This is a genomic window from Bacillus cereus group sp. BceL291, from assembly GCF_051776705.1.
In the GTDB taxonomy this organism is placed as follows: Bacteria; Bacillota; Bacilli; order Bacillales; family Bacillaceae_G; genus Bacillus_A; species Bacillus_A cereus.
In genome coordinates this window covers 33,314-53,986 of the sequence record NZ_JBPWAP010000028.1, presented here as the reverse complement: position 1 = coordinate 53,986, position 20,673 = coordinate 33,314, and the positions used below count along the sequence as shown (strand labels likewise).

Here is a 20,673-nt window from a genome sequence, read left to right as displayed (position 1 = left end):
TTATTCCCCTTTTCCATCATTAATTGTTTTCATTGTGTCAATTAGTTTATTTAGTTGAATTAATAAAGAGCGATATTCTTGCTCTGTAATTCCTAAGTTTGTAGCCATCGTTGTCGGTAATGAACAAGCCTTTTCCTTTAAATCTTTGCCTTGTTCTGTTAATTTAATACAAACTTTTCGCTCGTCTTCCTTGGAACGAACACGTTTTACAAGTTTTAATGATTCCATGCGTTTTAACATAGGTGTTAAAGTACCAGAATCTAAAAATAGACGTTCTCCAATTTCTTTTACTGTTAGTCCATCTTGCTCCCATAGTACGAGTAAAGTAATGTACTGGGGATACGTAATACCCATTTCTTCTAAATAAGGTCGATAAAAACGAGTAACCTCTCTAGAGCAGGCGTAAATAGAAAAACAAAGTTGGTTATCTAGATGCAAAGAGTCCTCTGTCATAAATAACTCCCTTCTAATTAAGTTGTGTGCAATTTAATTTTGTAAAACCAATATAACGAAAAAGAAATACAATGTCAAATACATTGTATTGAGAAAGTCTTTGTTGCATTTTGGAACAATCATACATATTTTCCTTCATGATGAAAGAAGATAGGGAAGATGATGTTATAATTTATATGGAATAGTTTCCATCACTTGATTATGAGGGCTTTTTTTGGTAACGTACAAATAGAGTTATTAATTTATAATCATTATAAAGTAGAAGTTTTTTTATTAGTGTTACTGAATCTCCTTTATTACATACGGATAATAATTAAAAAATAATCGGTTGTTCACACGATTGTCAGATTCATAAGAGGAAAGTTGTATTATGATAGTAGATAAAGTGATAAAACGGGTGAAGGGGGACATGCTGCGTGCATATTCTTGTTGTTAGTGTAAATTATCGAACAGCCCCTGTAGAATTTCGTGAGAAACTCACATTTCAGGCAGCAGAACTAGAGCGAGCGATGACTACATTACAAAATCAAAAGAGCGTGTTAGAGAATGTCATTGTATCAACTTGTAATCGCACTGAGATTTATGCTGTGGTCGATCAATTACACACGGGACGGTATTATATTAAGAAGTTTTTAGCTGATTGGTTTCAGCTTGAAATAGAAGAAGTCGCGCCATATTTAACTATTTTTGAACAAGATGGTGCAATAGATCATTTATTCCGCGTAACGTGCGGTTTAGATTCTATGGTAGTCGGAGAAACGCAGATTTTAGGTCAAATAAAAGATAGCTTTTTAGAAGCGCAACAAGTTAAAGCAACAGGCACAATTTTTAATGAATTGTTTAAGCAAGTCATTACATTAGCAAAACGTGCCCACTCAGAAACAACAATCGGGGAAAGTGCGATGTCTGTTAGTTATGCTGCTGTTGAGCTTGGAAAGAAAATATTTGGCGAGTTAACAGATTGTCATGTGCTTATTCTTGGGGCTGGTAAAATGGGCGAACTTGCACTGCAAAACTTATATGGAAGTGGTGCTCGTAAAGTAACAGTTATGAATAGGACGCTTTCGAAAGCAGAAGTAATGGCTGAGAAATATATGGGACATGCAAAATCGTTAAGCGAATTACAATGTGCATTATTAGAAGCAGATATTTTAATTAGTTCAACTGGTGCATCGGAGTATGTCATTACGAAAGAGATGATGACGAAGGTAGAGAAAATGCGCTCTGGTCGCCCTTTGTTTATGGTTGACATTGCAGTGCCACGTGATATTGATCCAGCGATTGATGAGCTAGAAGGTTCTTTCTTGTATGATATTGATGATTTACAAGGAGTAGTGGAGGCAAACCGTGCTGAGCGTTTGAAAGAAGCAGAGAAAATTCAATTTATGATTGAAGAGGAAATTGTTCTATTTAAAACGTGGTTAAGTACACTTGGTGTTGTTCCATTAATATCAGCTCTTCGTGATAAGGCACTTGCAATCCAAAGTGAAACGATGGTAAGCCTAGAGCGAAAAATACCAAACCTTAGTGATCGTGAGAAAAAAGTCATTAGTAAGCATACGAAAAGTATTATTAATCAATTATTAAAAGACCCAATTTTAGTAGCGAAAGAAATAGCTGCTGAAGAGGGAGCGAGCGAAAAATTAGCGTTATTTGCGAAGATTTTCGATTTAGAAACGGAAGACGTAGAGAGTTGTGCGGAAGAAGTAGAACATAAAAAAGTGTGGACACCATCCGTTCCATCTTTATAATTTGGAAGGATGATCGGATGAGTTTTTTAAATAACAGTATTATTTATCATATTGCAATTATTTTATATGCTTGTAGCATTAGTTTATATTTTATAGATTATTTCCAAAGTAACCGAAAGGCGAACCGATTTGCTTTTTGGTTACTTGCGATTGTATGGGTCCTGCAGTCTATTTTTATGTTGCTTAGGGCTACAGATTCAGAAACGAATCCTATTTTAACTTTATTATCAGGGATTTATTTTTATGTTTGGTTATTGATTACGATGTCGTTAGTCATTAATCGATTTATGAGAATCGACTTTTTAGTCTTTTTTACAAATGTTGTTGCATTTGGCGTAAGCGCTTTTTCTATTTTTACACCGCTCGGAAAGATGTCGCCAGTACTTGCGGAACAATTAGTTTCAGAACTTGTATACGTGCATGTCGGTATGGCAATTATTTCTTACGCAACGTTTACTGTATCGTTCATTTTTTCTATTATGTACTTATTACAATATCGCCTATTAAAAAAGAAAAAATGGAATGCGAGATTAAGAAGGTTAGGGAATTTACCGAAGCTAGAATCTATGTCTTACGGATTAAATTTATTTTCTGTTCCATTTTTCTTACTAGCAATTTTATTAGGATGTATATGGGGATATACAAAATTGGATAATTTCCATTGGTATGATACGAAAGTAATCGGATCTTTTGTCGTTCTATTTGTGTATTGCACAGGTTTATATTTACGAGCGGCAGATGTGTTGCAAGGTAAGAAAATTGTACAGTGGAATATCGGATCGTTTCTCGTAATGCTAGTAAACATTTTTCTATTAAGCAGTTTATCCAATTTCCACTTTTGGTATTTATAATGAGGAGAGAGAATTATGCGCAAAATTATTGTAGGATCACGAAAGAGTAAACTAGCATTAACGCAAACAAACTGGTTTATTGATCAGTTAAAAGCCCTAGGTCTACCATATGAATTTGAAGTGAAAGAAATTGTCACAAAAGGTGATGTTATTTTAGATGTTACTCTTTCAAAAGTAGGCGGCAAAGGCTTGTTTGTAAAAGAGATTGAACACGCGCTACTTACGAAAGAAATCGATATGGCTGTACATAGTATGAAAGATATGCCAGCCGTACTTCCAGAAGGTTTAATGATTGGCTGTACACCAAAGCGTGTTGACCCTCGTGATGCTTTTATCTCAAAAAATGGAGCATCGTTTAAAGAGTTAGCGGAAGGTGCTATTTTAGGTACGAGTAGTTTAAGACGTAGTGCACAGCTACTCGCTGCGAGACCAGATTTACAAGTTAAGTGGATTCGCGGGAATATCGATACACGTTTACGTAAATTAAAAGAAGAAGATTATGATGCGATTATTTTAGCGACAGCTGGATTACAAAGAATGGGCTGGGATGATGAAGTTATTACAGAACATTTAGATGAAGCGTTATGTGTACCTGCTGTAGGACAAGGTGCATTAGCGATTGAGTGTCGTGAGGATGATAAGGATTTATTGCAATTGTTAGCGCATATTAATGATACGATAACAGAAAGAACAGTGGCAGCGGAGCGAGTATTTCTTCATAAACTTGAAGGTGGATGCCAAGTTCCAATTGCTGGATATGCAATCCTTACAGAAAACGATGCAATCGAATTAACAGCTCTTGTCGGCTCTATGGATGGCTCTGTTTTATTAAAAGAGACAGTAGTGGGTACTAATCCTGAGGAAGTAGGATTAGAGGCCGCGGACCGTTTAATTAAGCAAGGCGCCAAAGAACTCATTCTTGCTGCAAATAAGGAGCAACAATAAATATGAACGCTCTCGCTGGAAAAACGGTATTGATTACACGTGCCCAGCATCAAGCGAAACAAATGAGTGTAGCAGTGAAAGAAAAGAGCGGAATTCCATTGGAAATTCCGCTTTTGCGTATGGAAGGTATGTCTCATAGGCAAATTCAACATATTGAAGAGCAGCTACATTCATACGACTGGGTTATTTTTACGAGCAGAAATGGTGTAGCTTTTTTTCTAGATAGTTTAAAAAAGAAACTACCACTAACCATTAAAATCGCTGCGGTAGGTGTGAAAACAAAATTAGAGTTAGAAAAAAGGGGCTATCAAGTTCATTTTGTTCCGACTTTATTTGTTGCAGAAGCATTTGCAGAAGAGTTTCTAAAAGAATTAAGTGGAAATGAACGTATTTTATTTCCGAAAGGGAATTTAGCAAGAGAGGTAATTCCGGTTGCACTTCGGGAAATTGGTATTTCTCTAGATGAGCTAACCGTATACGGTACGAAAGTGAATATAGAAAAAAAGCAAGAGCTTATAGCGGCATTGAAGTTAGGGAAAGTAGACATTATTACATTTACGAGCCCTTCAACTGTTACTAGTTTTGTTCGTTTACTTGAGGGTACAAACTGGAGAGAATGGACAAAAAAATGTACAATTGCTTGTATAGGACCTATTACGGAAAAAGAGGCAAGTCTTTATTTTCCGTCTGTTATTGTGCCGAAAGAGTACACTGTAGAAGCATTACTACAATGTGTTTGTGAATCTATAAAATGAAAGAATGGGGATAGAAATCTATGAACTCTTTACAATTTAATCGTCATCGTCGTTTAAGACAAAGCGGGGGCATGCGTGCGCTTGTGCGTGAAACGTTTTTACATACGGAAGATTTTATTTACCCTATTTTTGTATTAGAAGGTGAAAATGTTCGTAATGAAGTTCCTTCTATGCCAGGCGTATATCAAATGTCTTTAGATTTATTGCAAGCTGAAATGCAAGAAGTTGTTGATTTAGGTATTCGTTCTGTTATTGTATTTGGTTTACCTGCTGAAAAAGATGAAGTTGGATCATCAGCATATTGTGATCATGGAATTGTACAACGTGCTATTCAGCAAATTAAAGGTGATTTCCCTGAGCTAGTAGTAGTTGCAGACACATGTTTATGTCAATTTACAAGCCATGGTCATTGCGGTGTAATTGAAGATGGTATTATTTTAAATGACGAGTCTCTTGCAGTTCTTGCGAAAACAGCTGTAAGTCAAGCGAAAGCAGGAGCGGACATTATTGCGCCATCAAACATGATGGACGGCTTCGTAACAGCAATTCGCCATGCATTAGACGAAAATGGTTTTGGACACGTGCCAGTTATGTCGTACGCTGTGAAATATTCATCAGCATTTTATGGACCATTCCGTGATGCTGCGCACGGTGCACCGCAATTTGGTGACCGTAAAACATATCAAATGGATCCGGCAAACCGTATGGAAGCATTCCGTGAAGCAGAATCAGATGTAATGGAAGGTGCAGACTTCTTAATCGTAAAACCAGCGCTTTCTTACTTAGATATCGTTCGTGATGTGAAAAATAACTTTAATTTACCAGTTGTCGCTTATAATGTAAGTGGTGAATATTCGATGATTAAAGCGGCAGCGCAAAATGGTTGGATTAATGAAAAAGAAGTTGTTCTTGAAAAATTAATTAGTATGAAACGTGCAGGAGCAGATTTAATTATTACGTATCATGCAAAAGATGCAGCAAGATGGTTACAAGAAGGAGGCGCTAAATAATGAAAAAGTTTGATAAGTCAATTGCAGCGTTTGAAGAGGCGCAAGACTTAATGCCTGGTGGCGTAAATAGCCCGGTTCGTGCCTTTAAGTCTGTTGGGATGAATCCGTTGTTTATGGAGCGTGGAAAAGGCTCTAAAGTATATGATATCGATGGGAATGAATATATCGACTACGTATTATCATGGGGTCCTTTAATTCATGGTCATGCAAATGATCGTGTTGTAGAAGCGTTGAAATCTGTTGCTGAAAGAGGTACAAGCTTCGGTGCACCAACAGAAATTGAAAATAAATTAGCAAAACTTGTTATTGAGCGCGTGCCATCAATTGAGATTGTGCGTATGGTTAACTCTGGAACGGAAGCAACAATGAGTGCACTACGTTTAGCTCGTGGTTATACAGGTCGTAATAAAATCTTGAAATTTATCGGTTGTTACCACGGTCATGGTGATTCGTTATTAATTAAAGCTGGTTCTGGTGTGGCGACTTTAGGTTTACCAGATAGTCCTGGTGTACCAGAAGGTGTAGCGAAAAATACGATTACAGTAGCTTATAACGATTTAGAAAGCGTAAAATACGCGTTTGAACAATTCGGTGATGATATTGCTTGTGTAATTGTAGAACCAGTAGCAGGAAATATGGGGGTTGTTCCTCCGCAGCCTGGATTTTTAGAAGGTCTTCGTGAAGTAACAGAACAAAACGGTGCATTGCTTATTTTTGATGAAGTAATGACAGGATTCCGAGTAGCTTATAATTGTGGCCAAGGTTATTATGGCGTAACGCCTGATTTAACATGCTTAGGTAAAGTAATCGGTGGTGGTTTACCAGTAGGAGCATACGGTGGTAAAGCGGAAATTATGCGCCAAGTTGCGCCAAGCGGACCGATTTACCAAGCTGGTACTTTATCAGGTAACCCACTTGCAATGGCGGCAGGTTATGAAACGTTAGTACAGTTAACGCCAGAATCATATGTAGAATTTGAGCGTAAAGCTGAAATGTTAGAAGCTGGATTACGTAAAGCAGCTGAAAAACATGGCATTCCGCACCATATTAACCGTGCAGGCTCTATGATTGGTATTTTCTTTACAGATGAACCCGTTATTAATTACGATGCAGCAAAATCTTCAAACTTAGAATTCTTTGCGGCTTACTATCGTGAAATGGTAGAACAAGGTGTATTCTTACCGCCATCTCAATTCGAAGGTTTATTCTTATCGACAGCACATAGTGATGCAGATATTGAAGCGACGATTGCAGCAGCTGAAATTGCAATGTCAAAATTAAAAGCGTAATGTATTAGAGAAAATCGCTCTCCGTAAGGGGAGCGATTTTTTTTATTCATAAAGTAAGCTTTCCGCACATAAATCTGTAATGACATATAGTTTGGGAGGGGGAAAAGAAGTGGCTGCAGATCATTCATTACGATTTTCATTAAAAGAATCTGTGTGGTTCCAAAAAGGACAGGAAGTCGAAGAACTTTTGTCAATTTCGTTAGATCCAGACGTTGAGATAGAAGAGCTTGATCATGAAGTAATCGTGAGAGGACAATTAGATTTAACGGGAGAGTATGTTGCACGAAAAGATGATTCAGCGTATTCATTAAGAGAACTATCGCCAGCAAAGTCAATTGATTATGTAGAAACAAGAGAAGATGGGGTTAATGAACTTGTTCATTCCTTTCCACTTGAAATATCAATTCCGAGGAATCGAGTGAAAGTAATTGAAGAGCTATATGTATCAATCGAGGAATTTGATTATGAATTAAAGGAAAATGGTTGCTTACAATTATTAGCGGATATATCTATTACCGGTTTGTGTGATGAAGAGAGAAGCGAGGATGAAGTTGAAGAGGAAGAAACGGTGTATGCTGAGTTAGAAGAAGATTCAGCGCAAGAGGATGAAAATAGACCGGCGCCGCATGTAGAAGAACCAGCATATAAGGAATCAGATGAGTGGGAAGATTACGCATTTGAACCGTTCCAATTAGAGGAAAGAAAAGAGCAGGAATTAGAAGAAGAGAAAATAGAAGAACATGAATTTGTGGAACGTGAAGAGGAGCAAGAAACAACGCCACAATTTGAACTGTTCGGACGAAAAGATTTCAAGAAAGAAAAAGCGAAAAAGCAGGAAGAACAAGAAGAAGAGTACTCACAGCGAGATGAAAATGCGCTTTATTTAACAAAACTATTTACGAAAGAACCGGAAGAAGAATTTACAAAGTTAAGAATGTATTTCGTGCAAGAAGGGGATACAATTGAATCTATTGCAGACCGTTATGAAACGTCTGTACAAAATTTACACCGTGTCAATCAAACAGAAGATATATTTTTAAATACGGGGCAAATTATTTATATTCCCGTTTCAAGGGTAAAGACGAAATAAGGAAGTGAGTGTTTTCACTCACTTCCTTTCTTAGAGGCTATGTTTTGAATAGAAAGGGTTATTCGTATGGATATTGAGTTGCGAAATCACTATGAACCTATCGTGAGGCAATATAGATTGGATACGCAGCATATGGAAGAGCACGGAAATGTAATGAAAATTTATACGAATCAAGGTCCATATGCACTCAAGAAAATAGAAGGCAGAAAGTTAGAGCGGAATAACTTTCTGCATCATATTCAATATTTGAAGGAGAAAGGTTTTTCAAATTATGTACCTATATATCATGCGACGGATGGAAGTTATATTTTAAGTGACGGGACGTATAATTATTATTTAATGCCTTGGTTAGAACGTGCAGAAGGAAACGGTGATGACAATGATCAATACCATAAAATGTTTCAGACACTTGGAACGTTGCATCAAAAAACTGTGAAGGAAGAAACGTATACGGAAGAAGATTTAGAAAAACATTATACAAGTATATCCGATCGTTGGGAAAATGATGGTGAGATGTTAGAAGAGTTTCTCGTAGAATCTGAATCAAAATGGTATATGTCCCCGTTTGAATTGCAATATTGTACGTACTATCATCATGTAATGAGAGCGCGTGAATTTGCAACGAAGCAATTAAATGAGTGGAACGATGCGATGAAAGAAAAAGAGAAAACGCGTATTACTTTTGTGCATGGTAATGTGTCACTTAATCATTTTTTATTTGACTATGAGCGGAATGGCTATTTTATTAGTTTAGAAAAATCGAAGTTTGCAACGCCTGTGCAAGATATAGTAGGTTTTTATTCACGGTCTTTAAACACATATCCAATCGCAAGAAGTGATCGGTTTGAATGGTTTCAAATGTATCAAAAAAATTTCCCTTTTACGAAAGAAGAGCAACTACTTATGTTTGCGTATATGACGTATCCATCGCAATTTATTCGGCAAATCCAGTCTTATAAGAAAAGAAGAGATAATCGCAACGAGGAAAATGAACTGCGCGGAGTAAAGAGTTTGCAACAATCGCATTGGCTCGTTAGCAATATAGAATATTTCCTGTCGCAATTACAAGCTGCCCAGCAAGGGAACGGATAAAGTAAAGGCATTCTCCGCTGATGATTAGCCTTCACCAATTGGGCGTTTACGGGCAGCAGGGCTCCCATCTAACTTCTTTGCTTCAGCTGAGTTTTGAGGTGGAGGTCTTACTGCCCGCAAATAGCGGGGGAAAGAAGATAAGTAGAGGATTCTACTTATCTTCTTTTTTTGCACGAAAAGCTGTAGTTTTAAATTTATCTTGACGAATAAGGTTTCGTTTTTTACACTATTGTATATAATAATTAACAATCATATAAATGCCTTGAAGGGGAAGAGTATAACATGAAACGTCTTCAGAGAGGAGAATCATTAGCTGAGAGATTCTCTAGATAGTTATGTTAGAAGGTAGCCCTGGAGCATCTTTTCTGAACGGAATAGTTCTTATTAGGAAAAGACGGATTTGTCCGTTATCAAATTAAGAGTATAAGCAAATTATGAATTTGTTTGTAAATAAAGGTGGTACCGCGATGTCCCTCGTCCTTTTTGGATGAGGGACATTTTTTATTTTAAGGAGGGAAAATAATGTCAAACACGGAAAAGAATTTACCAACTAAATATGATCATATGTCCGTTGAAGAAGGCCTTTATCAATGGTGGCTTGAAGGCAAATATTTTGAAGCAACAGGAGACGAGAAGAAACAACCGTATACAATTGTAATTCCACCTCCGAACGTAACTGGTAAGTTACACCTAGGTCATGCTTGGGATACAACTCTTCAAGATATTTTAACTCGTACGAAGCGTATGCAAGGATACGATGTACTATGGCTTCCAGGAATGGACCATGCTGGTATCGCAACACAAGCGAAAGTAGAAGGAAAACTTCGTGAAGAAGGTATTTCACGTTACGATCTTGGCCGTGAAAAATTCCTTGAAAAAGCTTGGGAGTGGAAAGAAGAGTACGCTTCTCACATTCGTCAACAATGGGGGAAAGTTGGTTTAGGACTAGACTATTCTCGTGAACGATTCACATTAGACAAAGGTTTATCAGATGCGGTTAATAAAGTATTCGTTCAATTATACGAAAAAGGCTTAATTTACCGTGGTGAATATATCATCAACTGGGATCCAGCAACACGTACAGCTCTTTCTGATATTGAAGTAATTCATAAAGAAGTTCAAGGTGCATTCTACCATATGAACTATCCGTTAACAGATGGTTCTGGTCACATTCGTCTTGCGACAACTCGTCCAGAAACGATGCTTGGTGATACAGCAGTAGCAGTTCATCCAGAAGACGATCGTTACAAACATTTAATCGGAAAAACAGTTACACTTCCAATCGTAGGCCGTGAGATTCCGATTATTGCTGATGAGTACGTAGAAAAAGATTTCGGAACGGGCGTTGTAAAAATTACACCAGCTCATGACCCGAATGACTTTGAAGTAGGTAATCGTCATGACTTACCACGCATATTAGTAATGAACGAAGATGGAACAATGAACGAAAAAGCTGGTAAGTATAACGGTATGGATCGTTTCGAATGCCGTAAAGAATTAGTAAAAGACTTACAAGAAGCTGGCGTATTAGTAGAAATCGAGCCACATATGCATTCAGTAGGTCATAGTGAGCGTAGCGGTGCAGTTGTTGAGCCTTATTTATCAACACAGTGGTTCGTAAAAATGGCTCCACTTGCTGAAAAAGCAGTAGCGCTTCAACAAAAAGAAGAAGAAAAAGTAACGTTCGTACCAGAGCGTTTTGAAAACACATATTTACGTTGGATGGAAAATATTCATGACTGGTGTATTTCTCGTCAATTATGGTGGGGACACCGTATTCCGGCTTGGTACCATAAAGAAACTGGTGAAGTATACGTAGGTACAGAAGCACCAGCAGATATTGAAAACTGGAATCAAGATAACGACGTACTTGATACATGGTTCAGTTCAGCGTTATGGCCATTCTCAACACTTGGTTGGCCAAATGAAGATTCAGCAGATTTCAAACGTTACTATTCAACAGATGCACTAGTAACGGGTTATGATATCATCTTCTTCTGGGTATCTCGTATGATTTTCCAAGGTTTAGAGTTTACAGGAGAGCGTCCATTTAAAGATGTATTAATTCACGGTTTAGTTCGTGACGAGCAAGGTCGTAAGATGAGTAAATCTCTTGGTAACGGTATTGACCCAATGGATGTTATCGAGAAGTACGGTGCAGATGCAATGCGTTTCTTCTTATCAACAGGAAGTGCACCAGGTCAAGATTTACGTTTCAGCATGGAAAAAGTAGAATCTACTTGGAACTTCATTAATAAAATTTGGAACGCATCACGTTTCGTATTAATGAACATGGATGATATGAAGTATGAAGAAATCGATTTAACTGGTGAAAAATCAGTAGCAGATAAGTGGATCTTAACTCGCTTAAACGAAACAATCGAAAGCGTAACACGTAACATGGATAAATATGAGTTCGGTGAAGCTGGTCGTTCATTATACAACTTCATTTGGGACGATTTCTGTGATTGGTATATTGAAATGGCGAAACTTCCACTATACGGTGAAGATGAAGCAGCTAAGAAAACAACTCGTTCTATTTTAGCTTACGTATTAGATCAAACAATGCGTCTATTACACCCATTCATGCCATTCGTAACAGAGAAAATTTGGCAACATTTACCGCATGAAGGCGAGTCTATTACAGTAGCTGCGTGGCCAACAGTTCGCGAAGATTTACAAGATACGGAAACTGCGGCAGAAATGCACCTTCTAGTTGATATCATTCGCTCTGTTCGTAACATCCGTGCAGAAGTAAATACGCCAATGAGCAAAAAAGTTCAAATGCAAATTAAAGCAAAAGATGAGGCTGTACTTGCTCAACTTACGAAAAACAGCTCTTACATTGAGCGTTTCTGTAACCCAAGCGAATTAACAATTCAAACGGACTTACAAGCGCCAGAAAAAGCAATGACTGCAATCGTATCAGGTGCAGAGTTATTCTTACCGTTAGCTGATCTTATCAATCTTGATGAAGAGAGAGCTCGTCTTGAGAAAGAACTTGAGAAGTTCGATAAAGAAGTAGAACGTGTACAGAAGAAACTTTCTAACCAAGGTTTCGTAGCGAAAGCTCCTGCAGCGGTTATTGAAGGAGAGCGTGCGAAAGAGCAAGATTACCTAGAAAAACGCGAAGCAGTTCGTCAACGTCTAGCAGATCTTGAAAAGTAAAAATGTTTTTAGAGACTCACTATATTGGTGAGTCTCTTTTCTTTGCGTATAATAGAACTATGAAAGTTGTCTTTTGAAAGGGGAAAAACATACGTGATACATACATACGAAGAAGCGATAGGGTGGATCCATAGCCGATTGAAATTTGGAATTAAACCAGGATTAGAAAGAATGAGATGGATGTTAGAAGAACTTGGAAATCCAGAGCGTCATATAAAATGTGTTCATCTTGCTGGTACAAATGGAAAAGGTTCAACGTTAACATATATGCGTTACATGTTAGAAGGCGCGAAATATAAGGTAGGAACGTTTACCTCTCCTTACATCGAATCATTTAATGAACGCATTAGTGTGAATGGAACACCAATTGCAGACGAAGAGATTACTGAACTTGTAAAGATGGTAAAACCAGTCGTTGAAAAACTAGATGAAACGGATTTAGGGGAAGCGACAGAGTTTGAAATTATTACTGTTATGGCGATTTGCTATTTCGGTAAAGTCAATTTCTGTGATGTTGTTTTATTTGAAACAGGGCTTGGTGGACGTTTTGACTCTACCAATGTTATACACCCTGTCCTCACGATTATTACGAATATCGGTCACGATCATATGCATATTTTAGGAAATACACTAGGGGAAATTGCATATGAAAAGGCGGGGATTATTAAGTCTGGCGTGCCGGTAATTACTGGTGTACAAGATGAAGAAGCTTTGCAAGTCATTCAAAATGTTGCAAAGGAAAACCATGCAAACTTATACGAACTTAGCAAGCATTTTACAGCGTTACATAAACAGTCTAATGAAGATGGGGAACAGTTTGATTTTACTTGTCCTTTTTCCGCATTTGAAGATTTGCAAATCTCAATGAAAGGCATTCATCAAGTAGGAAATGCAGCGTTAGCACTTATGGCAGTAATGTATGTAAAAACATATTTATCATTTTTAATTGAAGAAGAGGAAATAAGAACGGGATTACTGGAAGCATATTGGATTGGGCGCTTTGAAAAGTTGCAAAGTAACCCGGATATTATTATAGATGGTGCTCATAATCCAGAAGGTATCGAAAGCCTTGTGAAAACAGTAGAAGCGCATTACAAAGATAAAAATGTAATAGTGTTATTTACTGCCCTTGGTGATAAACAATTACATAACATGGTAGGTCAATTAGAAACCATTGCAGATGAAATTATTTTTACAACATTCGCCTTTGATCGTGCTATTTCTGCTGATAAGCTTGCATCATATTCACAGAAAGAATCAAAATTAGTTTTTGAAAATTGGAAAGAGGCAATTGATACAAAAGTTGAAATGATAGCAGAAAATGATGTTTTTATCATAACGGGTTCTCTTTATTTCATTTCTGAAGTACGAAAATATATTCGCGAGAAAAACTAGATAGTCTTTGCTATCTAGTTTTTTTGTTCTACAAATGAAGTCAAATGCATACATATAAGATAAATATATAGGGTTATTTGGCGAATTCCTCTGACAAATATCTCGTTTTTTTATGAAATGAATATGATATGATGCGGACAACGATAAGAGGTGAGGTGTGAGTGTATGGACAAGCAATCACGAACGATCTCAGTGAAAGTGAATGGAACAGAAGCGAAGTATGAGGAAAAAAAGAAAGATGAATTTGAATGGATGGTAGTAGAAAGTGAACGACCGAAAAATGTTGTTCCGTTTCAAAAAGCGAAATCAATGTCTGTGGAAAAATACCGAAAGAAGTGGAGTAATACATTAATTGTAATCGTTGCAACTGCAATCATTATCGGTACGGCGTTTGGAATGGGGATGCTTCATTTACTTACTGGACAAGGAACGACAGGAGGAAGTGAAGTGACAGCTTCAAGGCCGACTGGAAATGGAGAATCAAGGGTGGGTGGAACGGCAGAACAAACACCAGCACCGAAAGAAGAAAAACAAAAAGCACAGGCAGGAACGTCATTGGATCCGATGAAATTATTTTTTGTTCAAGGTGGGCTTTATTCTTCTGAAGAAAAGGGACAGGCAGCTCTTGAAGAATGGAAAGGCAATGGGGGCATTGGTGCTTTGAGACCGAGCGGTGATAAGTATGCAATAGTTGTTGGTATTGCTAGCGATGAACAGTCTATAAATCAATTAATGACTAAGTATAAAAATGATGGTGTCTCCGTTTTAAAAAAGAGCTGGGATATAACAGATAAAGCATTGCTGAAAGATGATAAAGAAGTAGGGACATTTTTAACAAAAGTGCAGCCATTATACACTCATTTAGCAAAATATGCTTCTAGCGTACAAGTTGGTGGAAAAAGCAGCCCAAAAGATATAGAAGCAATTGAAAAAGAATGGAAAAAGGTTGAAAAAGAAGGGGAAAGTATGAAACGAGAAGAAGCAAAGAAACTGTATATGTATACGTCGGTAGCTGTACAAACAGTAAAAGATGGGAAGATGGATAAGGAATCTTTGGCGAAATTAAATCAAGTTATTATTGATGGTTTACTCTCGTATGAAAAAATTGTTTCGTAGAAAGTGAAATGATAGGATAATAAAATGAGTAAGAAAGAAGTACATGTACTTCTTTCTTTTCTTTTGAATTTAGAGCAAAGTGCTTTCTCTATGATGGGAATATAATCGTATGCAATAAAGAAGTGTTATTTTAGTTAGAGAAATTAATATTTCTTTCATTTGTGGGCAAACTATTCCTTTGATACGATTAATATAAATTGTTCTGCTTCATGTGAGAAAGGAAGGAGAAAATATGAGAAAAATAATTTTAGCTTCAGGATCACCTCGGAGGAAGGAATTGCTTGAGTTAGCTAGTGTGCCATTTGAAATCGTTGTAAGTGAAGTAGAGGAAACAATTGGTGCATATTCATCGCCTTCTGATATTGTAATGTCGCTTGCTTTGCAAAAAGCATCAGCGGTGGCAGAAAATAATAGTGATCACATTGTGTTAGGTGCAGATACAATTGTTACATATGAGTCGCGTATTCTTGGTAAGCCTTCTAATGAGGATGAGGCGAAAGAGATGTTACAATTACTATCAGGGAAAACACATGAAGTGTATACAGGTGTTGCGATTATAGCAAAAGAAAAAACGGTTACTTTTTATGAGCGTACAGAAGTTACATTTTGGGAGTTAACAGAAGAGGAAATTGATACATACGTCGCGTCGAAAGAACCTCTTGATAAAGCCGGTAGTTATGGGATTCAAGGTAAAGGATCTATTTTCGTTCAAAATATCCAAGGGGACTACTATAGTGTAGTTGGCTTACCAATTGCACGTCTCGTTCGGGAATTAAAACAATTTGATATTGATGTAACCCATGCGTAAAATTGCATGGGGTTTTCTTTGAGAGAACAAATAAAGGGGTGGAGAGATGAACGGTATTCGTGATGTTGTAAGAGAAGAACAGCCACGGGAGCGTTTATTGTTAGAAGGTGCTGGAAGTTTATCAAATCGAGAGCTTCTCGCAGTGTTACTCAGAACAGGTTCTAAAGAAGAAACAGTTTTAAAGTTGTCAGATAAAATTTTACACCAATTTGATGGCTTACGTATGTTGAAAGATGCAACATTAGAAGAGCTAATTAGTATACATGGTATTGGGATTTCAAAGGCATCGCAACTTATGGCAGCCTTTGAACTAGGCAGAAGAATGGTACGTTTAGAATATCAAAATAGATATAGTATTCGAAGTCCAGAAGATTGTGCGAAATACATGATGGAAGAAATGCGTTTTTTACAACAAGAGCATTTTGTTTGTTTATATTTAAATACAAAAAATCAAGTTATACATAGGCAAACGATCTTTATTGGAAGTTTAAACACGTCAATTGTACACCCGAGGGAGGTTTTTAAAGAAGCCTTCCGTCGTGCAGCAGCCTCTATCATATGTCTTCATAATCATCCCTCAGGAGATCCCACGCCGAGCCGTGAAGATATTGAAGTAACAAAACGCTTAGTAGAATGCGGCCAGATTATCGGAATTGAAGTGCTTGATCATATTATAATAGGTGACCATAAATTCGTGAGTTTAAAGGAAAAAGGTCATATTTAAGACTATGCTTTTTACTTATTTTGTTTTATAATGTGATTTATGAGTTTTTTGTAGAAATTTATCTACAAAAAGGATAAAGATATAAAAAACGTACTGTTTTTATAATATAAATTAAGAAAAAATGAGTCCGTGAAAACAAGAAAGGAAGATAAATAATATGTTTGGATTTGGTGGATTTACTCGCGATCTTGGAATAGACTTAGGAACTGCGAACACGCTTGTATATGTAAAAGGAAAAGGTGTAGTTTTACGTGAACCTTCAGTAGTGGCGTTACAAACTGATACGAAACAAATCGTTGCTGTAGGTAGCGACGCAAAACAAATGATTGGTCGTACACCAGGGAACGTTGTGGCACTTCGCCCGATGAAAGACGGTGTAATTGCTGATTACGAAACAACTGCAACAATGATGAAATATTACATTCAACAAGCTCAAAAATCAAACGGTTTCTTCTCACGTAAGCCGTATGTAATGGTATGTGTACCATCTGGTATTACAGCTGTAGAAAGACGTGCAGTAATCGATGCGACTCGTCAAGCGGGTGCTCGTGATGCTTATCCTATCGAAGAGCCATTTGCAGCAGCAATTGGTGCAAACTTACCTGTTTGGGAACCAACTGGTAGTATGGTTGTTGATATCGGTGGTGGTACAACAGAAGTTGCAATTATTTCTCTAGGTGGTATTGTAACAAGCCAGTCAGTCCGTGTTGCTGGTGATGATATGGACGATTCAATCATTCAGTACATTAAGAAAAGCTATAACTTAATGATCGGTGAAAGAACAGCTGAAGCATTAAAATTAGAAATTGGTTCTGCAGGCGAGCCCGAAGGTATCGAGCCTATGGAAATTCGCGGTCGTGATTTAGTAAGTGGTTTACCAAAAACAGTACTAATTCAGCCAGAAGAAATTGCAGATGCATTAAAAGATACAGTAGATGCGATTGTAGAATCAGTTAAAAATACGTTAGAAAAAACTCCACCTGAATTAGCGGCTGATATTATGGACCGCGGTATCGTATTAACAGGTGGCGGGGCATTACTACGTAATTTAGATAAAGTAATTAGTGAAGAAACGAAAATGCCAGTTCTTGTTGCAGAAGATCCATTAGATTGCGTAGCAATTGGAACAGGTAAAGCATTAGACAATATCGATCTTTTCAAAACTGCTGCTCGATAATATTGCAAAATAAAAATCAGTGAAATTAAGAGGGTGTGAACGTGCCACAGTTTTTCTTAAACAAAAGATTAATTGTTTTGTTGGTTAGTATTATTCTTCTCGTGGCATTGATTGGAATCTCATTGAAAGAACGGAACAGTTTAACATGGCCAGAGCAGTTTGTTAAAGATACTGTCGGTGTTGTAGAACGTGTATTCCAAAAGCCAGCGAAATACGTAGCTGGATTCTTCGAAAATGTAGAGGATGTAAAGCGCACGTATGAAGAGAATAAAGAATTAAAAGCAAAATTAGATAATTATGCAGGTCTATCAGGGAAAGTAAAACAATTAGAAGATGATAACAAGAAGCTACAAGAGCTAACTGGTAAAAAAGAGTTAAATAGCGGGTATACTGAAATTCCAGCTACTGTTGTTTCTCGTAATCCAGATAAATGGTACGATTTAATTGGAATTGATAAAGGGGCACAGCAAGGAATTAAAAAAGATATGGCTGTAGTAACTTCACAAGGGTTAGTTGGAAGAGTGAAAAGTGTATCTCAGTTTACATCGTCAGTAGAATTACTAAGTTCTATGAGCCGAACAAATCGCGTTTCTGCTATTGTACAAGGGCAAGAGAAAATCTTTGGATTGATTGAAGGTTATGACAAAGAAAAGCAATTACTTCTTTTCACAAAGATTGGCTCTGATGCACCGGTAGAGAAAGATCAACTAGTTGTAACATCTGGACTGGGTGATATTTTCCCGAAAGGTCTTGTAATTGGAAAAATCGTTGAAGTTCAGCCGGATGCATATGGCTTAACAAAAACAGCTTATGTAAAACCTGCCGCTGATTTAAATGACGTAGAGCATATTACGGTTGCTAAACGTGCAACACCTTCAGCGCCATTAGAATAGGAGGAGAAGAAGAGATGATGAAGATATTAAAAAGAGCAGCTCTTCCTCTTTTGCTCCTTTTTGTGTTTCTATTTGAAAATATGTTTGCTACTGTTGTTCCAACGGATGTGTTTTGGAAAGACAGCATAGCAGCACCGCATTTCTTTATAATTGTCTTATGTTTTATTACAGTGTATTATAGTCCGGTCCAAGGGATTTATTACGGACTATTATTTGGCTTCTTATTTGATACCGTATACACAGAACTTGTCGGGATATATATTTTTGCTTATCCGATTTTAGCTTATTTAGTATATAGTGTGATGAAAGTACTACAATTGAATTTATTTATTGTTGTTTCTATCATATTAGCTAGCGTTGTAGCACTAGAGTATTATGTGTATGGATTCTTAACTTTATTAGGACGTACTCATATGCCAGCGTATGTCTTTTTCACAGATCGTCTCCTTTCTACTTTATTGTTAAATGCTATTTTCTTATTGATAGTTTGTTTCCCACTGAGACGATATATAGTGCGTCTTTCAAAAGCGATGGAAGAAAAAGAAAAAAGGATTTTCTAATTTTATGTCGAATTGAATCGGTGGGGTGAACTTTAGTGGAAGAAAAAAAGCAACAAAATGTAACGATAAAAGGGACAAAAGATGGGATAACGCTTCATTTAGATGATTGTTGTTCATTCTCAGAATTATTGGTGGAATTAGACGAAAAACTTTCTACACATTACTACGATGGTGATGGGCGCTCTTTAATTGAAGTGCATGTGAAAGTAGGAAATCGTTATTTAACAGAAGTCCAACAAGAAGAGATTCGTACGTTAATTCGTAATAAAAAGAATCTTGTTGTGGATTCAATTGAAAGTGATGTTATCACTAAAGCAGAAGCAATAGCTTGGAAAGAAGAAACAGAAATTGTCCCTATTTCCAAAATTGTTCGCTCTGGACAAGTTTTACATGTAAAAGGAAATTTGTTGTTAATTGGAGATGTTAATCCAGGCGGAACGGTTATCGCTGGGGGGAATATTTTTGTCGTAGGATCATTAAGAGGAATTGCACATGCTGGGTATTATGGGGATTCGGATGCTGTAATCGCTGCATCTGTTATGAACCCGATGCAACTTCGAATTAGTGATGTGGCAATGCGGGCTCCGGAAGAGAAAGAAGACGGAGCGGAGGCGGCAGAATGTGCGTATATTAATGAGAACAATCACATTGTTGTCGATCGCCTGCAACTTCTCACTCATCTTAGACCTAATTTAACAAAGTTAGAAAGGGGAATTGTATAGCTGTGGGAGAGGCAATAGTAATTACATCTGGAAAAGGCGGAGTAGGTAAAACTACTACATCTGCGAACATTGGTACGGCCCTAGCGTTATCTGGAAAGAAAGTGTGCTTAATTGACACAGATATCGGTCTTCGAAATTTAGACGTAGTAATGGGGCTGGAAAATCGTATTGTATTTGATCTTGTTGATGTCGTTGAAGGGCGTTGCCGTTTACCTCAGGCTCTTATTAAAGACAAACGTTTTGATGATCTTTATTTATTACCTGCAGCACAAACGAGTGATAAATCAGCGGTAACACCTGAACAAATGGATGAATTAATACAAGTATTACGTCAAGATTATGATTACATATTAATCGATTGTCCTGCGGGGATTGAGCAGGGATTTAAAAATGCGGTAGCTGGTGCGGATAAAGCAATCGTTGTTACGACTCCAGAAGTATCCTCAATGCGCGATGCGGATCGTATTATTGGGCTTTTAGAAAAAGAGGATATTGAACCACCGAAACTTGTTATTAACCGTGTACGTAGTCATATGCTTCATGAACAGGATATGTTAGATGTTGATGAAATTGTACGTACATTGTCAATCGAGCTTCTTGGTGTTGTCGAAGATGACGATGAAGTTATTCGAGCTACAAATACAGGTGAACCTGTGGCGTTGCAACCAAGCGGAAAAGCAGCGTTGGCTTATCGTAATATTGCAAGACGCTTGTTAGGTGAGAATGTACCATTACAAGCATTTGAACAAGAAAAGGTATCGGTATTTGCAAAGGTGAAAAACTTCTTTGGAATCCGTTAAGAGCACTTCGCACATATGCGAGGTGCTTTCTTTTTTCTTCACACGAATATCTTTCTTTCTTAGCTCATACATAT

Annotated in this window: 19 protein-coding genes and 1 other annotated feature; of the genes, 18 read left to right on the top strand and 1 reads right to left on the bottom strand. The window is 37.3% G+C overall.

What is annotated here, in order from left to right:
• Nucleotides 1-453 (bottom strand): MarR family winged helix-turn-helix transcriptional regulator, encoded by a 453-nt coding sequence (locus ACS2CR_RS18350; RefSeq protein WP_053512747.1) that lies wholly within the window; start codon nt 451-453, stop codon nt 1-3.
• A 416-nt stretch (nt 454-869) separates the two neighbouring features.
• Here ACS2CR_RS18350 and hemA point away from each other — a divergent pair, with 416 nt between their 5' ends.
• The 18 genes from hemA (at nt 870) to minD (ending at nt 20,599) form a co-directional block, all read left to right on the top strand.
• Nucleotides 870-2,204, top strand: a complete 1,335-nt coding sequence (hemA, locus tag ACS2CR_RS18345) for a glutamyl-tRNA reductase (RefSeq protein WP_000547867.1) — start codon at nt 870-872, stop codon at nt 2,202-2,204.
• Nucleotides 2,205-2,221: 17 nt separating this feature from the next.
• Nucleotides 2,222-3,055, top strand: a complete 834-nt coding sequence (locus ACS2CR_RS18340) for a cytochrome c biogenesis protein (RefSeq protein WP_000008991.1) — start codon at nt 2,222-2,224, stop codon at nt 3,053-3,055.
• 15 nt (nt 3,056-3,070) lie between these two features.
• Nucleotides 3,071-4,000, top strand: a complete 930-nt coding sequence (hemC, locus tag ACS2CR_RS18335) for a hydroxymethylbilane synthase (protein ID WP_053512748.1) — start codon at nt 3,071-3,073, stop codon at nt 3,998-4,000.
• Nucleotides 4,001-4,002: 2 nt separating this feature from the next.
• Nucleotides 4,003-4,755 carry a uroporphyrinogen-III synthase gene (gene hemD / locus ACS2CR_RS18330; protein WP_000992342.1) on the top strand — a complete coding sequence of 251 codons (753 nt, stop codon included), beginning with the start codon at nt 4,003-4,005 and terminating at the stop codon, nt 4,753-4,755.
• Nucleotides 4,756-4,775: 20 nt separating this feature from the next.
• The gene (gene hemB, locus ACS2CR_RS18325) at nt 4,776-5,765 is read left to right on the top strand and encodes a porphobilinogen synthase (protein ID WP_001087065.1); all 990 of its coding nucleotides are present in this window, start codon (nt 4,776-4,778) and stop codon (nt 5,763-5,765) included.
• The gene (gene hemL, locus ACS2CR_RS18320) at nt 5,765-7,054 is read left to right on the top strand and encodes a glutamate-1-semialdehyde 2,1-aminomutase (protein WP_000712943.1); all 1,290 of its coding nucleotides are present in this window, start codon (nt 5,765-5,767) and stop codon (nt 7,052-7,054) included. Before hemB ends, hemL begins: the two co-directional genes overlap by 1 nt.
• Nucleotides 7,055-7,133: 79 nt before the next feature.
• Nucleotides 7,134-8,144, top strand: coding sequence for a stage VI sporulation protein D (gene spoVID / locus ACS2CR_RS18315; RefSeq protein WP_003285397.1), 1,011 nt, complete (start codon nt 7,134-7,136; stop codon nt 8,142-8,144).
• A gap of 66 nt (nt 8,145-8,210) precedes the next feature.
• Nucleotides 8,211-9,236 (top strand): spore coat protein YsxE, encoded by a 1,026-nt coding sequence (ysxE, locus tag ACS2CR_RS18310; protein WP_000350653.1) that lies wholly within the window; start codon nt 8,211-8,213, stop codon nt 9,234-9,236.
• Nucleotides 9,237-9,489: 253 nt separating this feature from the next.
• Nucleotides 9,490-9,721: a binding site (T-box leader), on the top strand.
• Nucleotides 9,722-9,758: 37 nt separating this feature from the next.
• Nucleotides 9,759-12,404, top strand: coding sequence for a valine--tRNA ligase (locus ACS2CR_RS18305; protein ID WP_053512749.1), 2,646 nt, complete (start codon nt 9,759-9,761; stop codon nt 12,402-12,404).
• 93 nt (nt 12,405-12,497) lie between these two features.
• Nucleotides 12,498-13,799: a bifunctional folylpolyglutamate synthase/dihydrofolate synthase gene (locus ACS2CR_RS18300; RefSeq protein ID WP_000582068.1), complete on the top strand. Its 1,302-nt coding sequence runs from the start codon at nt 12,498-12,500 to the stop codon at nt 13,797-13,799.
• Between the two features lie 165 nt (nt 13,800-13,964).
• Complete coding sequence (locus tag ACS2CR_RS18295; RefSeq protein WP_000361014.1) at nt 13,965-14,915, top strand: hypothetical protein; 951 nt, start codon at nt 13,965-13,967, stop codon at nt 14,913-14,915.
• A 232-nt stretch (nt 14,916-15,147) separates the two neighbouring features.
• A complete protein-coding gene (locus ACS2CR_RS18290) occupies nt 15,148-15,723 on the top strand; it encodes a Maf family protein (protein WP_001226291.1) in 576 nt (191 codons plus the stop codon).
• A gap of 46 nt (nt 15,724-15,769) precedes the next feature.
• Nucleotides 15,770-16,447, top strand: coding sequence for a DNA repair protein RadC (gene radC / locus ACS2CR_RS18285; protein ID WP_001013391.1), 678 nt, complete (start codon nt 15,770-15,772; stop codon nt 16,445-16,447).
• A gap of 157 nt (nt 16,448-16,604) precedes the next feature.
• Entirely contained in the window at nt 16,605-17,624 is a 1,020-nt protein-coding gene (gene mreB, locus ACS2CR_RS18280) for a cell shape-determining protein MreB (protein WP_000466736.1), read from the top strand.
• Between the two features lie 41 nt (nt 17,625-17,665).
• A complete protein-coding gene (gene mreC, locus ACS2CR_RS18275) occupies nt 17,666-18,517 on the top strand; it encodes a rod shape-determining protein MreC (RefSeq protein ID WP_001135488.1) in 852 nt (283 codons plus the stop codon).
• A 14-nt stretch (nt 18,518-18,531) separates the two neighbouring features.
• Nucleotides 18,532-19,077: a rod shape-determining protein MreD gene (gene mreD, locus ACS2CR_RS18270; protein WP_000975766.1), complete on the top strand. Its 546-nt coding sequence runs from the start codon at nt 18,532-18,534 to the stop codon at nt 19,075-19,077.
• A 35-nt stretch (nt 19,078-19,112) separates the two neighbouring features.
• Nucleotides 19,113-19,799 (top strand): septum site-determining protein MinC, encoded by a 687-nt coding sequence (gene minC / locus ACS2CR_RS18265; protein ID WP_000391525.1) that lies wholly within the window; start codon nt 19,113-19,115, stop codon nt 19,797-19,799.
• 2 nt (nt 19,800-19,801) lie between these two features.
• The gene (gene minD / locus ACS2CR_RS18260; RefSeq protein WP_000503309.1) at nt 19,802-20,599 is read left to right on the top strand and encodes a septum site-determining protein MinD; all 798 of its coding nucleotides are present in this window, start codon (nt 19,802-19,804) and stop codon (nt 20,597-20,599) included.
• Nucleotides 20,600-20,673 lie beyond the last annotated feature (74 nt).

Excerpts from the sequence above, each read along its gene's own strand:
- spoVID (WP_003285397.1), top strand. The coding sequence starts at position 7,134 with ATGACATATAGTTTGGGAGGGGGAAAAGAAGTGGCTGCAGATCATTCA.
- hemB (WP_001087065.1), top strand. The coding sequence starts at position 4,776 with ATGAACTCTTTACAATTTAATCGTCATCGTCGTTTAAGACAAAGCGGG.
- ysxE (WP_000350653.1), top strand. The coding sequence starts at position 8,211 with ATGGATATTGAGTTGCGAAATCACTATGAACCTATCGTGAGGCAATAT.
- ACS2CR_RS18350 (WP_053512747.1), bottom strand. The coding sequence starts at position 453 with ATGACAGAGGACTCTTTGCATCTAGATAACCAACTTTGTTTTTCTATT.
- ACS2CR_RS18305 (WP_053512749.1), top strand. The coding sequence starts at position 9,759 with ATGTCAAACACGGAAAAGAATTTACCAACTAAATATGATCATATGTCC.
- hemD (WP_000992342.1), top strand. The coding sequence starts at position 4,003 with ATGAACGCTCTCGCTGGAAAAACGGTATTGATTACACGTGCCCAGCAT.
- ACS2CR_RS18340 (WP_000008991.1), top strand. The coding sequence starts at position 2,222 with ATGAGTTTTTTAAATAACAGTATTATTTATCATATTGCAATTATTTTA.
- hemC (WP_053512748.1), top strand. The coding sequence starts at position 3,071 with ATGCGCAAAATTATTGTAGGATCACGAAAGAGTAAACTAGCATTAACG.
- mreB (WP_000466736.1), top strand. The coding sequence starts at position 16,605 with ATGTTTGGATTTGGTGGATTTACTCGCGATCTTGGAATAGACTTAGGA.
- mreD (WP_000975766.1), top strand. The coding sequence starts at position 18,532 with ATGATGAAGATATTAAAAAGAGCAGCTCTTCCTCTTTTGCTCCTTTTT.
- radC (WP_001013391.1), top strand. The coding sequence starts at position 15,770 with ATGAACGGTATTCGTGATGTTGTAAGAGAAGAACAGCCACGGGAGCGT.
- hemL (WP_000712943.1), top strand. The coding sequence starts at position 5,765 with ATGAAAAAGTTTGATAAGTCAATTGCAGCGTTTGAAGAGGCGCAAGAC.
- ACS2CR_RS18295 (WP_000361014.1), top strand. The coding sequence starts at position 13,965 with ATGGACAAGCAATCACGAACGATCTCAGTGAAAGTGAATGGAACAGAA.
- ACS2CR_RS18290 (WP_001226291.1), top strand. The coding sequence starts at position 15,148 with ATGAGAAAAATAATTTTAGCTTCAGGATCACCTCGGAGGAAGGAATTG.